The sequence below is a fragment of the Candidatus Finniella inopinata genome, assembly GCF_004210305.1.
Classification (GTDB): domain Bacteria; phylum Pseudomonadota; class Alphaproteobacteria; order Paracaedibacterales; family CAIULA01; genus Finniella; species Finniella inopinata_A.
This window is the reverse complement of sequence record NZ_SCFB01000015.1, coordinates 25,299-39,137: the sequence shown is the minus strand read 5'-3', so window position 1 is coordinate 39,137 and position 13,839 is coordinate 25,299. Positions and strand designations below refer to the sequence as shown.

13 protein-coding genes and 1 tRNA gene are annotated in these 13,839 nt (G+C 43.5%); all 14 read right to left on the bottom strand.

Annotated features, from left to right (window positions below; all coding sequences use genetic code 11):
* Positions 1-282: 282 nt before the first annotated feature.
* The 14 genes from rpsI to EQU50_RS07385 all read right to left on the bottom strand — a co-directional run bounded on the left by rpsI (position 283) and on the right by EQU50_RS07385 (position 13,768).
* Positions 283-795, bottom strand: coding sequence for a 30S ribosomal protein S9 (rpsI, locus tag EQU50_RS07450; RefSeq protein WP_130154495.1), 513 nt, complete (start codon positions 793-795; stop codon positions 283-285).
* A gap of 2 nt (positions 796-797) precedes the next feature.
* A complete protein-coding gene (gene rplM, locus EQU50_RS07445) occupies positions 798-1,262 on the bottom strand; it encodes a 50S ribosomal protein L13 (protein ID WP_130154494.1) in 465 nt (154 codons plus the stop codon).
* A 114-nt stretch (positions 1,263-1,376) separates the two neighbouring features.
* Positions 1,377-2,057 (bottom strand): HdaA/DnaA family protein, encoded by a 681-nt coding sequence (locus tag EQU50_RS07440; protein WP_130154493.1) that lies wholly within the window; start codon positions 2,055-2,057, stop codon positions 1,377-1,379.
* Positions 2,058-2,095: 38 nt separating this feature from the next.
* Positions 2,096-4,426 (bottom strand): cell envelope integrity TolA family protein, encoded by a 2,331-nt coding sequence (locus EQU50_RS07435; protein WP_130154492.1) that lies wholly within the window; start codon positions 4,424-4,426, stop codon positions 2,096-2,098.
* A gap of 154 nt (positions 4,427-4,580) precedes the next feature.
* On the bottom strand, positions 4,581-5,336 hold the full coding sequence (locus tag EQU50_RS07430; RefSeq protein ID WP_242508845.1) for an outer membrane protein: 756 nt from the start codon (positions 5,334-5,336) through the stop codon (positions 4,581-4,583).
* Positions 5,337-5,565: 229 nt separating this feature from the next.
* The gene (locus EQU50_RS07425; protein WP_165380392.1) at positions 5,566-7,434 is read right to left on the bottom strand and encodes a potassium transporter Kup; all 1,869 of its coding nucleotides are present in this window, start codon (positions 7,432-7,434) and stop codon (positions 5,566-5,568) included.
* 78 nt (positions 7,435-7,512) lie between these two features.
* A complete protein-coding gene (cydB, locus tag EQU50_RS07420; protein WP_130154489.1) occupies positions 7,513-8,532 on the bottom strand; it encodes a cytochrome d ubiquinol oxidase subunit II in 1,020 nt (339 codons plus the stop codon).
* Positions 8,532-9,287 (bottom strand): gamma-glutamyl-gamma-aminobutyrate hydrolase family protein, encoded by a 756-nt coding sequence (locus EQU50_RS07415; RefSeq protein WP_130154488.1) that lies wholly within the window; start codon positions 9,285-9,287, stop codon positions 8,532-8,534. Before EQU50_RS07415 ends, cydB begins: the two co-directional genes overlap by 1 nt.
* On the bottom strand, positions 9,277-10,524 hold the full coding sequence (gene lysA / locus EQU50_RS07410) for a diaminopimelate decarboxylase (RefSeq protein ID WP_165380391.1): 1,248 nt from the start codon (positions 10,522-10,524) through the stop codon (positions 9,277-9,279). Before lysA ends, EQU50_RS07415 begins: the two co-directional genes overlap by 11 nt.
* Positions 10,525-10,669: 145 nt before the next feature.
* A tRNA-Val gene (locus EQU50_RS07405) sits at positions 10,670-10,744 on the bottom strand.
* A gap of 42 nt (positions 10,745-10,786) precedes the next feature.
* On the bottom strand, positions 10,787-11,056 hold the full coding sequence (locus tag EQU50_RS07400) for an HU family DNA-binding protein (RefSeq protein ID WP_130154486.1): 270 nt from the start codon (positions 11,054-11,056) through the stop codon (positions 10,787-10,789).
* A gap of 145 nt (positions 11,057-11,201) precedes the next feature.
* Positions 11,202-11,822, bottom strand: a complete 621-nt coding sequence (gene lipB / locus EQU50_RS07395) for a lipoyl(octanoyl) transferase LipB (protein WP_130154485.1) — start codon at positions 11,820-11,822, stop codon at positions 11,202-11,204.
* The gene (locus EQU50_RS07390) at positions 11,822-12,355 is read right to left on the bottom strand and encodes a DUF3576 domain-containing protein (protein ID WP_207216337.1); all 534 of its coding nucleotides are present in this window, start codon (positions 12,353-12,355) and stop codon (positions 11,822-11,824) included. The genes lipB and EQU50_RS07390 overlap by 1 nt, the downstream gene beginning before the upstream one ends.
* 132 nt (positions 12,356-12,487) lie before the next feature.
* Positions 12,488-13,768, bottom strand: coding sequence for a porin (locus EQU50_RS07385; RefSeq protein WP_165380390.1), 1,281 nt, complete (start codon positions 13,766-13,768; stop codon positions 12,488-12,490).
* Positions 13,769-13,839 lie beyond the last annotated feature (71 nt).

Here is a 13,839-nt window from a genome sequence, read left to right as displayed (position 1 = left end):
GGCATCTCCGTCTAAGGCCGTGTTACCCAGCTATAGCAGCCTTTTATCCAGTTCCTGTTCGTCACTTCCTTGTTGCGTCGTCGGCTTCCTTCAGATTCTCCCTCGCGGAAGACACCCTTGCCTAGACTCGCACTTCCGACTTCCACGGCGTGCAGTGGACTCTCACCACCTAAACTATAGCGTCCTTATTCTTCAATAAGGACCTCTGCACCATGCTTGGCGCACCAAAAAAAAACTCGGCCAAATGACCGAGTTCTAAAAACAATCTGAAAAACGACAGTATTAACGCTTCGAGAATTGGAAACGACGACGCGCTTTGGCTTGACCATATTTCTTACGTTCAACAATACGGCTGTCACGTGTTAAGAATCCACCCTGCTTTAAGGCTGGACGGAGATCCGGCTCGAAAAAGGTCAACGCCTTGCTGATACCGTGACGCACAGCGCCGGCCTGGCCTGATAATCCACCCCCAACAACGGTGCACCAAACATCGTACTGGGTGATCCGATTAGCCGCCTTGAAAGGCTGATTGATAATCATTTGCAAAACAGGGCGTGCAAAGTAATGTTCAAAGGTTTTGCCATTGACCAAAATCTTACCCATCCCCGGTTTAATCCACACACGGGCGATTGCATTTTTACGTTTTCCAGTGGCATAAGAACGCCCTTGAGCATCAATCTTAGGTGTCCGTACCTCTGCCGATGATTCACTAACCGTCGTGGTTTCTTTGTCAACAGAAGCTGCTTTTTTAACGGCAACTTTTAAATCTTCTAGACCAACTCTTTCAGTCGTCATGGTTAAATACTCCGTACGTTCTTGCGGTTCATCGCAGCTATGTCTAATAATGTTGGTTGTTGGGCAGCATGGGGGTGTTCAGAACCCTTGTAAACTTTTAGGTTACTCATAATTTTGCGTCCCAAAGGACCCCTAGGGACCATACGCTCAACAGCTTTAATTAAAACTCTTTCAGGATATTTCCCACCCAAAATTTGGCCAATTGCGCGTTCTTTAATTCCGCCAGCATAGCCTGTGTGCCAATAAAATTTCTTATCAGCCAATTTGTTGCCTGTCAGTTTAACTTTTTCGGCATTGATAATCACGACATAGTCGCCATCATCCGCATGGGGGGTGTAACTGGGTTTATGTTTGCCACGAAGGCGCATCGCGACCAAGCTTGCCAAACGACCCAAAATCAGGTCTTGTGCATCGATTAGCAGCCATTTCTTGTCCACATCTTGTGTGCGTGTAGAAGGTGTATACATTTTTCTTTAAAACGTTAAATTTCTCTGTGTCATTTATAGGTGGAAAAAATCTATTTGGCAACAAAAAAACCTCTGTAAGGCTTTGTTTATATGGAATTTCAGGATGTGGTATTATTATACCGCACTCTCGCTGGCAAAAATTTCCCGAATTAAAGGGATCGTGATTGACCGCCCTTTGGTCGCGGCCACCCTGTCCAATTCAAGGACCCACCGATTCGTTTGTGCAAACGATCGTTCAGACAGTTTCAACAAATAATCAACGACTTCGGGCTTCACGATCAGGCCGCGATCCCGAAATTGCTTAATCATGATGGCCTTTAAGGCGTGCTCGTCCGGGCGCAGAATTTCAACGCTGATTATGGTTTGAAGGCGCGAGGATAAATCTGGCAAAGTGACACCCCAACGACTGGGGGGGGTGGTGGCCAACAACAGTGCCGACCCCCCAGTATCTTGAATGAAGTTGTAAAAGTGAAATAACCATTCTTGATCGGCCACAGCCTCAACATCATCAAGGGCGATGGGTTGTTTGGTCGTAAAGGTCTCATAGGGGCTTTTTTCGGCTGCCTGGGTGGCGTCCATGTGTACGCCCTTAGCTTGATCTGCCCATAAGTGAGCCAGATGGGTCTTCCCACTCCCCTCCTCTCCATGCACGCAAACGATGCGGGGCGCGGGCCAGTCAGGCCACTGGTTGACCCAGGCGGCGGCCTGTTGGTTGCTGGCATCTTGAATCCACGCCTGGCGGCTGAAATTGGTGGACGGCGCCAAGGGCAGAATAAGCTGGTTGGTAGGTGTCATTAATCAAGTTTACAAGACGGCAAGATCGGCCGAGTGTACTATGGTTCGTTTCCTGAATCCATCCATAGAATTTTTGCTTTCTTGTCTAAACCTGTCCACTTTGTTTTTTGTGTCGAACTTAGGGTCCTTGAGAATTCAATCAGTCTTGTTGGTATGTTAGCCCCCTGCAGTGCTCCCAAAAGTTTTGTTCTATCTGGCGCAGAAGAGCTACTTGTGGCAGGAACCACAGTTCCAGATGAACTTGATGAGGAGAGATCAGAGGCAGATGGTGGCGGCCCAGGCGGGGGTGGTGGGGGTGGTGCATCAAAAGATGGTGCAGGTGGGGCTGCTGGTGGAGTTGTGGGTGGGCTATTTGACCTTGATGAAGTTAACGAGGATATAGGAGAAGGCGACGGTGACGGCCTTATTACTATTGTTGGAGCAACATAATTGGGGTCTCTCCTCTTTAAAAAGGCTGTAAAATTGGTTTTAAAACGCTCTCCATTCGCTTCAACCGCTGCTTTCAGATCCGAAAATTGTTGTGTCAGAACCTTTAGTTCGTCGTTGTTTATCCTACTAAGATCTAATATTGAAAATTGTTTTTGAAAACCAATGATTTGATCAATAAGAGCCCTTCTTATCTGTTGCTCAGCGGCTGTTTCTTCTATGGGGCCTTTTGCCCCTCTTTGAGAAAGAATCTCCAGTTTAAATTCCTCCAAGTCAGTCTGACGACAAGATCTAATGTAATCGCTCAATGGCAAATAAACTTCGCCAAACCTTCTTTGAATTGTATCCCGATATGTTTTTCCTGATACAAAATCCTCAGTTTTTTTCAGAAATGCCGATATGCTTTCTTTTTTGCTACTGGAAACTTTGTAGGGATCAGGTTGATATTTTCCCTCCTTCTCTGCTTGGTGAACTCTTGTCTTTACGATACTCAAAAGCTGTTGAATGTCAGGCTCTTTAACCTTGGTTGGTGTATGTGATCGTTGGGAAAAGATTTGCAGAACCCCTCCGAAGTCATCAGCTAACCCAAAAAGATAGGCAAATAAAGCCTTTAGCTGATCTACTGTAAGAGTTGGTAAATCTTCCTTTAAATCGTCAAGGCTAGGGTTGGTGTTAACCAAAAGAAATCCAGCGGGCTCGGAACAGGTTAACAAAACCACCAAGGGAATTTCGTTTAGTTTTCTTTCAGAAGGAAGTTTCTCAATTTTTTTCGCTTCACTGATTAATAAAGGATTGAATTGCTCATAGAGGGTTCTGTTGCGTTTTATAATCTCGTCTTGAATTCTCTTATTAGAATCGATAATCTTCTGAGATATAGGATTGACTAAATCCGGCTTATAGGCTCCCACATCAACTAAACCGGTAAGAAGCTGCTCGAATTTAGCATTAGCATCAAGAGACATTTGCAAACTATCTTTTCCATCAAGACGTTCCAATGCATCAAACATAGGCGTCAAAAGGGTAGTCGTCATATAATTGTCAAAGCTGTTGCTAGGGGGTTTTATTTGTCTTAAAGCAAGTTCCCTGAATTTTTCGAAAGATTCTGGCAATGTTTCCTTATATTGTCTAGCCGATTTATAAATTGTATTTATGGCTTCGATGGCGACCTCAACTTTTGTATCATCATCAAGCAAAATAGCAGTACCTGCAAATACTGCCCTTGAAGCGGTTCCGCAATCTTTTTTTATTTGTTCAGCCGCATTTTCATTTTTTTTAATCTCTTTCAACAACTCGATATACCATTTCATAAGATGAGGAAGCGAAGAAGACTTTTGTCCAACCCCCTTCAATTCTTCTTCTAAATCGTCAGTTGCAGGTAAAACAGCATCCAAAATCGAAGGATCAATTCCATATTCTTGTGCTTTTTTTACGAGTGCGTTGAACTTTTGCTCGCTTAACTTAACTTTTTCTTGAGTTTGACGATGAGCTTCTTGCTCTGCTTTGTGTTTAAGCTCTTCTTGCTTGCGCCTTACTTCAGCGGCCCTCGCATCTTCTTCAAATTTCTTTTGTTTTTCTATAGCTTGACGATGGGCTTCTTGTTCTGCCTTATGTTTAAGTTCTAACGCTTGTTTTTCCGCAGCTATTTCTCTTTCCCTTTTCTCATGTTCTGCTCGGGCTCTCTCTGCCTCTTGGCGTGCACTTTCTTCTACACTGTGTCTACGTTTTGCAGTTTCTAATTGTTGCAGAAGTTGAGCTTTTTCGGCTTCAGCTTGTTGGGTCGCAACTCTTGCAGCGGTATTATTTTGTAAAACTTGAGAGGAATAGCCTTTCAGAAAGTTTTGAACATCAAGAAGGCTGATTCCAGTGTAATTAATCGCACAAGAATCCCCTTCTTGGCGTTTAGAGTTAAGCCACGGAGTGAATGTATTCCGGAGCCATTGCACCTTGGTTCCAACTGGGGCGCTGTCAGGGAAAATAGGTTGGTCTGATCTATTGGACCCCTGTGAAGTTTCTATATTAAACAAACTCACAAGTAATACTAAATAAGAAATTTTTAGGAATTTTGGGAAAACCATTGTGTTCTTCTATCCAGACTTTTTAAAATGTTAATGAAAATTTAATATTGACACCTGTTATAAACGGTTTAACAGTGGCATTGTAAGTTGGCTCAGGTGCGAAATTTGGGTCATTCAATTGAAAATAAAATTGTTGAGATTTTATTTTTCTTATGTAACCTTCGATGCCAATTCTCCATTGGTTGATTTGGTACTGTACGCCAACCCCATAATCAAAGCCGTAAGCTAATTTTCTTTTGGTTTCCGTGACAAATCTTCCAGATCCAATACTACTTTGTTCAATCATGGAGGCTACGGTACTGTAGCGAAGTTGAGTAGCGCTTAGACCAAGAAGACCATAAACAAAGAAGCGATCTTTGACAATTCCTCCTACATTAACCCTAAATCCAAAACAACTTCTCTTTTCCAAAACAGCTGAATAATAACCTTTTGTATTCGTAACGGAGATAGTCTCAAACCAATCTCTTATGATTTTGTCTTCAGTTTTTCCCATCTCGAAGAAAGCTTCCCCTGCTACGGCAAAGTTATTGCAGCGATACAACCCCCCCCCAAAGACATTAACAAGAGGGCCATGCTTCTTCATGTCCTTGTTCTGAGTAAAAGTCTGAGAAGAATAAATGCTGGAGTCAGCCGAATCCATCCGCTCGCTCCGCTGGCCATTCATGCGTTCCATGCCCGCACCCATCCCAACATAAAACCCTGATGAGATTGTGGACGCGTTTGCAGAACCCCCAAGAGAAAGGGCAACGGTGAGTACGCTTAAATTTCTTAAGATCATCATAAACTAAACTAAAATTTTAAATACATTTGTTAATATAGTGTATTTTTTACAATAAAACTCTTTGTATCGCAAGGAATTATTGGTATTGACGGTATTGAGCAAAACGAATGCCATTAATATTCGTCTTACAGCACGAAAAACCTACTTGGCAAAAAACGTGTTTAGGGAAAAGCCTAACCATCACTTATTATAGAAAGAGAAAGATTAACAAAATATTAACTAAAGATTAATTAAACGTTCTAAATCTCACGCCTAATTCAACAACGCGGTTGTATGGGATTTTGAAATAACGTGTCGCACTCATGGCGTTGTTCATCAAGAAGATGAACAAATGTTCCCGCCAATGCTTTAAGTAGGATCCTTTGATAAACACCGGCACGTTACGGGTCAGGAAAAATGTGGTTTGTTCTATGTCAAACGTTGGGATTTGTTCGTAAACTTTGGCCAATATCTGCCTTAGATTGGGTGACTCAATAAACCCGTAAAATGCAATCACCTGATAGACACCGTCTGCCAAGGGGATGATTTTCAGTCGTTCGGCTGAATGCACCCTTGGGATTGTCCTGGTGACAATCGATAAAAAGAACACAGTTTGATGCAAAACAGGTGTGTGTTTGAAATGAACATGAAAAGCCATGGGGACTTTTTCGGGGTCATCCCCCATAAAAACAGCAACCCCTGGGGCCCGTGCTGGTGATGTGTTTCGAGCAAAATGAATAAATTCCGCCAAGGAAAGCTCGTGATGATGATCATACGCCAACATGTGGCGCCCCCTTCGCCAACTGTCAACGATCGTGTAAATAACTAGCGCAATCAAAATGGAGAACCATCCACCTTCTATAATTTTAAGTAAGTTAGCGCCCACTAAGATTGTGTCTGTAAGTAAAAGCCCCCCAAAGATGGCCGTTATCTTGATCCAAGACCATCCCCAATCGGTAAAGGCTAAACTAATCGTTAACAGCGTTGTAATCACCATAACGCCAGCCACTGACAATCCATAGGCCGTGGCTAAATGGGTTGATTCTTGAAAGAATAAAACCGCAGCCACTGTTAAAAATAACATGATGTAATTAGCGAACGGCACATAAACCCGCCCGCGTTGGTTTGTTGATGTGTGAATTACGCGCATTCGGGGCAAGTAACCCAACTGAATGGCTTGCCATGTAATGGAAAAAACACCCGATATAACCGATTGTGACGCGATAATGGTGGCAGAGGTTGCCAGCAGCACCATGGGATAAATCCCCCACGTTGGAACCAACAAATAGAAAGGATTGCTAATGGCAGCGGGGGTTTCCAATAGCAAGGCCCCTTGACCAAAATAATTCAAGACAAGACTTGGCCATACCAACGCAAACCAGCTGATGCGAATAGATTTTTTCGTAAAATGCCCAATGTCAGCATATAAAGCTTCAGCACCAGCAACGATCAAAACAATGAAGCCAAGGACAACCAAGCTAAATTTGAGATAAGAACCGAAAAATTTAAAGGCATACAGGGGGTTGAGGGCATAAAGAACTGAAGGTTCTTTCATGATTTGAACCAACCCTAACAGACCAATCACCAGGAACCAAACAATCATAAGGGGTCCAAACCATTCCCCAATACGACCAGTTCCCCATCGTTGTAATACAAACAACAGAACAAGAAGGATAACGGACATCGGGACAATCAAGTGGTTCAGATAAGGCGTAGCAACGTTAACACCCTCCAGGGCGTTTAAGACCGATATGGCGGGCGTAATAACACCGTCGCCATAGAATAAAGCCATCCCTAGAATCCCCAGGGCAACGATAAAAGCTTTATGTTTTGCTTTTGCTGTTCGATGGGCCAGGGTCGACAGGGCCAAAATCCCCCCCTCTCCATTATTGTCAGCGCGGAAAATAACCGACATATATTTCAGACAAACAACAACAATCAACAGCCAGAAAATTAACGACATAACCCCCAATATAGCTTGAGGTGCCGCTGGCAGACAACCAGGTTGGAAACATTCCTTAATGGTGAAAAGTGGGTTGGTTCCAATATCTCCATAAACAACGCCGATGGCGCCAATGACTAATGGAGTTAGTTTATGATCAGGAAAAAATTTCAACGCTATTTAAATAAAATAAATTGAGGATAATTTATGATAAAAGCAAATCACAGGCAAAGGGAAGCTTAAAAAGCTTGTTTAATATTCTGAATCTGCGTGAGATTTACCTCTGAAAACGTAATAGGAATAGGCTGTGTATCCCAACACACATGGCAAAAACAAAACAACCCCTACTAATAGCAAGGATAACGATTCAGGTGCGGCTGCAGCTTGTCGAAGGGATACTTGGTAAGGCACGACCCAGGGCCACAGGCTGACCGCCAAGCCTGCATAGCCTAGGGCGAACAAAAGAATTGACATTAAAAAAGGCTTCGCTTCATCTTGACGAGCCAAAGATTGAAAAAGGGTCGAAGCCGTCCAAATTGTTAAAAGGGGAATCGGCGCTAGGTACACCAAATTGGGCATTGAAAACCATCGATGGCAAATCTGGTGGTTTAAAGATGGCACCCACACACAAACCAATCCCATAAACCCTATTACATAAATCGCTACATACTTGGCGCAACTACGTGCCCATTTTTGGGTTTGGTCATCTGTTTTCATGACCAACCAAGTGGCTCCCAATAAGGCATAGCCAAAAACCAAAGCTGCCCCCGTCATTAAGGCAAAAGGGGAAAACCAATCAAAACCGGCGCCTGAAAAGACTCGCCCCTGGACAGACACCCCTTGAACGAAGGTTCCCAACATAACGCCTTGGCAAAAAGATGCAATTAAGGAGCCAAAATGAAAGGCATAATCCCATAATTTCCGTCCCCTGGCAGTTGCCTTAAAACGAAATTCGAAAGCAACGCCCCGAAATATAAGCCCTAGTAACATTACCATAATAGGCATGTAAAAAGCCGGCATTAAGATAGCATATGCCAAGGGAAATGCCGCAAACAGCCCCCCTCCCCCTAGAACTAACCAGGTTTCGTTGCCATCCCAAAAAGGTGCGATGGAGTTCATCAGTTTATTGCGACAGGCTTCGCTGGGGGCAAAAGGGAACAAGATCCCCACACCCAAATCAAACCCATCCAGCAAAACATATAAGAAAATGGCTGTGGCGATTAAACCACCCCAAATTAAAGGTAAATTTAAAAAAGACTCAAAACTAAACATTAATTTTCATCACGTTCACCATTAAGGCAAGCTTCTAGAAAACCCTGAAAAATCAACTTATCTGCTTCGCCAACATGAAATTCCGGGTGCCATTGCACGCCCAAACAAAATTTATAATCCAAACATTCTATCCCCTCAATAACGCCATCTGGCGCCACGGCATTAACACAAAAACCTTTTGCAACCTTCTTAATACTTTGATGGTGGACGCTATTAACAGAGAATGATGTTTCTTTGGTAAGATTAGCGAGTAACGTTTCAGATTCAACAATAACAGTGTGCTGTGGTAAATGCCTGTCGTGTGTTTGCGAATGATTAATGTCAGAACTAATTTCGGATGGCAAATCTTGATAAAGGGTTCCCTGGTGCAAAACATTCAGCACTTGCATCCCCCCACAAATGCCTAACACGGGTTTGTTTAGGTCCAGCATGCGACGGGCTATCGCCATTTCAAATTCAGTCCGTTTGGGTTTTAGTTTAACCGTTGGGTGAACGTTTTCATCCCCATATAATTTAGGATCAATGTCGAAGCCCCCCCCTGTCAAAACCAAACCATCCAAAATTTCAGCATATTCATTGATACAGTCCAGATAATATGGCAAAGCCAAAGGGACGCCCCCCGCTAACGCCACAGCTTCGCTATAACGATACCGCAGCGCATACCATGGGAATTCCGAATACCACAGGGCTGCTTTGTTATCCGCTGGATCAAAATGGTCTAAAGTAATGCCGATCAATGGTTTTTTATGTTTCATGACAAAGCCTTATCGGTTCAAAGGTTGACAAATAGTCAGCTGAGATAGCTTCTCGAATTAAATAGGGTCGTTTATTGTCAATTAACACCTCAGCGATCAAGGGGCGACTGTTATAGGTGGACGATAAAGATGCACCATAGGCACCCGTACAGGTGACAGCCAAATAATCCCCTTGCTTTAAATCCAAAGGCAAATCAATATCTTTGGCAAAATAGTCACTTGATTCACAAACTGGTCCTACAACGTCAACACGTTGCGTCTGGGAATCTTGGCTCGGATTCACCGGCACGATTGCATGTTGTACGCCATAAAGCGCTGTGCGCATCATATCATTCATACCAGCATCAACAATAATGAAAGTTTTTTCAGAGGTCTTTTTAATATACAAAATTTTGGTCAGCAAAACCCCAGCATTAGCAACCAAAAAACGACCAGGCTCAATGACCAGCTCGCCCTGAAAGTCACCCAGTTCTTCTAAAATAGCCTCAGCATAAGCCTTCCAATCAAAAGGTTTCTCATGATCATGATAAGGGACAAAAAAACCACCCCCTAGGTCAAGGCGTTTGACCTCCAGCCCGCCTGGCATATCCCTTAACAGTTTAGCCAGAATTTTAAAGGTTTCGCGAAAGGGTTCAGTGGATTGAATTTGCGAGCCAATATGGACGGAAAAGCCCAGAAAATTAAGCTGGGGATTGGCTTTAAGGACGGAATAAGCATCTGGCAGTTGATCAAGGGCGATTCCAAATTTATCGCAAGATCGACCAGTTGTAATTTTGTCGTGGGTGAGTGCTGTTATATTTGGACATAGCCGTAAGCACAAGTTGGCCTTTTTTGATAAACTAGCCAAAAGAGTCAATTCTTCTATTGATTCAACGCTGATTTGTTCTATTTGCTCATTGGTTGCAAACTCAAGTTCCTCCCTTGTTTTTCCAACACCAGAGAAAACTATACGATTAGTTGGTATGGATGCCCGCAGGGCGCGTCGAAGTTCACCACCCGATACAACCTCCACCCCTGCCCCATGCTGAGCGACCAATTTCAAAATACTGTTGTTGCTGTTAGCCTTAACAGCGTATCTAATGAGGAGTTTTTGTTTAATAAGGGAAGATAAAGTGGCGGTTAAAAAATTTAGATTATTAATTACCGCGTGAGCATTATAGACGTATACAGGTGTTTCAATTGATTGGATGACTTTGGCCAGTCGGAAGGAGTCGATATTAAAAAAATCTTCTAGCACCACTGATAACCTAGGGATAAGAACGTGGGTATGTGTCTGGCTCTAAGGCTTCGAGGGCTGACTTTTTGCCACATCCTGAGACTATCAGACAAAGAAGAAGAATCCCCACTATGACAAATATCTTGGAATGCATTTGATACCTTAATGGTGGGCAGTGACGGGATTGAACCGCCGACCCTCTCGGTGTAAACGAGACGCTCTACCGCTGAGCTAACTGCCCTAAAGAACTTGCTACTACTGGCAAATTCTTAAAGTATATAAATTAGACGGCTTCTTTCAGTTCTTTACCTGGACGGAACTTAGGCAAGCGCTTTGCTGCAATCTGCAGTTTTTCGCCTGTTCTTGGATTGCGGCCTTCAGTAGCAGGTCTTTCAGTTACGACAAAAGTTCCAAACCCTATCAAACGGACCTCTTCATTATTTTTCAATGCTCCCGTAATAGAATCAAAGACCGCATCTATCGCTCGTTTCGCCTCTGCTTGTTTGATGCCAGCCATATTTGCAACGCTAACAATAAGGTCACTTTTATTCACGAGGTTTGCCTTTCATAATTGTGAAAACTTGTATCCCATACTAAGCGGGCTTTTCCCTTAGGGTCAATATGGTTTATCAAACTTTCTTGGTTTAAATCAATGTTTTTTTTCTTGACAGCAAAAAGTGTGTCCCAAAATCAATTATTCAAGTTATTTTAAAGGGCGAAATTTCTTTTAACACTTGAAAAACGTCCTGAATTTCCACCTGTCCTCCCAATTTAGCCATGGATATGACACCAAACTCAGCTAATCCACAAGGAACAATCCCACCGAAATGAGACAAATTTGGCGAAACATTGATGGCCATTCCATGCCAGGTTATCCCTTTTGTTACCCTGACACCAATAGCAGCTATTTTTTCGTCTTGACCTCTTGGGTTTTGAACCCAAATACCAATCCTGCCCTCTCGACGCTCCGCATGAATATCAAGATGTTTCAGGCAATCAATAATCCAATTTTCTAAAGTCGCCACATATTGACGGATATCAAGGCCGTGTTTGTTTAAATCAATCATCACATAAACAACCAACTGGCCAGGGCCGTGGTATGTAAACTTCCCCCCCCTGCCCGTTTGATAAACAGGAAAACCAAAAGTATCTAATAAATCACTCTCATGAGAACTGGTTCCGGCCGTAAATAACGGGGGGTGCTGCAATCCCCAAATCAATTCCCGGCGGTCTTGAATTTGAATCGATACAACTCGATCTTGCATGACCTTTTCAGCGACCTCGTACGTCACAAGGTCCTTTGAATAAAGCCATTCCATCAGCTGGGCTTTGTATCTTTAACCCGAAGAGCACGCGCCTTGCTGAGGATGATATTTTCCAAATCGGTTGCGACTTGCATGGACGTGTTGGACTGAACCCACTGACCATTGACTCCACGCACCTGCTTGTGAACAATAACCTTTAAGGCATCGGCCCGAAGAACCGACCCATGAATATATACGGACACCTTGAATCGTTCGTTAGGGGCAGCTGCTGTGCTGTGCCAATCTGTCAAAATGACTCCACCCACAGAATCGGCCGAGACAAGTGGCATAAATTCCAAAGTTTCCAGGCTAGCTTTCCACAAATACTGATTGACGTTGAGAGTCGGCCCAGAGCCTGTATTTTTTTTTGGGCCGCCAAAGGTTAATAAGTCCTCACCAGCAATTGACCCGAAGCCCAACTTACGTTTGTCTGCCTTATCTTCAGGGGGTTTGCTTTGTGGATTCATATCCGAGCATGCCGTTACCAGAAAAGACATCGCCATAGCTGGCCAAATTCTTTGCCAAATGTTTCGATAGTGTTTAGTCAAGATTATCTCTCTTTATTCACAAAGTGAAGTTGCCTCTTTTTATACACCGCACGGCTTTAAACAGCAATAAATAACAAAAAAGCAGGCCGATTAAATCGCCTGCTTTTAATATTTAATTTTAGAGAAGTTTTGTTAAAAACTAACTTTACTTCCAACCAAAAAGACGGTTGCTGAGTTATTGCCAACAGCCTTCTGGTCCTTCTTTGCAGTGTTAAGGTAATTCTGTTGAACGGTAACGGCATTATTATTGGTGCGTGTTTTGACGAAGTCAACTTCACCAAAAAACTTCAACCCCTGTAAGGCGCTCAAATCAACAGTCGTTACAAGAATATCGCTTGTGGCGCTATTGGTGGCGTCTGTTTTGCGGTCCGTCCTGTGATAGGCAGCTGCGAATTGGTATGCACCAACTGTATAGCTAGCACCCGCGTTCCAAGCCTTACCTGCATTTCCTAGGTATGTATCAGCAAGATATGCGCCAGGACCCGTTTTTGAGTTGTTATTTTTGACGATTCTAGATTTACCATTATCAATCCAACCGGCAGCAACTCTCCACTTGTCATAGCCGACTGCGGCTGTTAATTGATAAGACCGCGCGTTGTTAACAGGAATCTGACCTTGTGAGCCTGTATAGACCAAATGGCTTTGTTCCGTCACACCAACTACGGCCATATCCCATGACCAAAGATCCGCTGACCCAGTATAACTTAAACCCAAAACGATATTTCGTGTTCCATAGGGGCTGTTAGCCTTGTCTGGATAGATGGCCGAAGACGTTCCCACACCTGGGGCTATGCTATTAGCCGCATTGTTTCGTCCTTCCTTACCCATGTGCGACGTATTCGGTGTATAGGCAAATCCAAGTTGGAAACCCATAACCGTCGGGCTGTAAAAGACAAACTTTGTTGTCTTATTGGTGTATCCAGCAAAGTAAACCCCATCAATAACACCGGCAGAGTTGTTGTAAACAGAACCCAAGGTTCCATCAATACCGCCAGCGCCCCCAACTAAATTCATACCACTTTCAGGCATAGCATCTTCAGGACCCTTTAAGTTACCGGCTTGAATGGTTCCGAAGTTACCATTAAATTCTATATAATTTCGGGCCACATAAGAGCTGGACCCGGAATAGGTTTCGAAGTTAATTCGATACTTATACTCCAAGCTATTACTGGATTTCCCCACAATCGTAAAGTACAAGTCTGACGGACCAACCGCCATGAAAGGATCGCTTCCACCCTTACCATTATCGGTTCGTTGTTGGTTGGCCATGGCTGCCGTGACGATTGTATAACCATTTATTTTAAAGGTAGGTGCCTGTGCCCCCGACGCAGGAGCAGGGTCCGCCTGAACGGAAGTCAAAAACACACCTGAGAGAAGCAAAGTTGTTGATAGCGTTTTAAATTTTTTTGTCATTTTAAGACAGAACTCCATCATGATATTTTAAGATGAAAGTGCCTCATTCACGCCTTCAAATCAACCCCACA

Excerpts from the sequence above, each read along its gene's own strand:
- cydB (WP_130154489.1), bottom strand. The coding sequence starts at position 8,532 with ATGTTTAGTTTTGAGTCTTTTTTAAATTTACCTTTAATTTGGGGTGGT.
- lipB (WP_130154485.1), bottom strand. The coding sequence starts at position 11,822 with ATGGAATGGCTTTATTCAAAGGACCTTGTGACGTACGAGGTCGCTGAA.
- EQU50_RS07385 (WP_165380390.1), bottom strand. The coding sequence starts at position 13,768 with ATGACAAAAAAATTTAAAACGCTATCAACAACTTTGCTTCTCTCAGGT.
- EQU50_RS07415 (WP_130154488.1), bottom strand. The coding sequence starts at position 9,287 with ATGAAACATAAAAAACCATTGATCGGCATTACTTTAGACCATTTTGAT.
- rplM (WP_130154494.1), bottom strand. The coding sequence starts at position 1,262 with ATGTATACACCTTCTACACGCACACAAGATGTGGACAAGAAATGGCTG.
- rpsI (WP_130154495.1), bottom strand. The coding sequence starts at position 795 with ATGACGACTGAAAGAGTTGGTCTAGAAGATTTAAAAGTTGCCGTTAAA.
- EQU50_RS07440 (WP_130154493.1), bottom strand. The coding sequence starts at position 2,057 with ATGACACCTACCAACCAGCTTATTCTGCCCTTGGCGCCGTCCACCAAT.
- EQU50_RS07430 (WP_242508845.1), bottom strand. The coding sequence starts at position 5,336 with ATGATCTTAAGAAATTTAAGCGTACTCACCGTTGCCCTTTCTCTTGGG.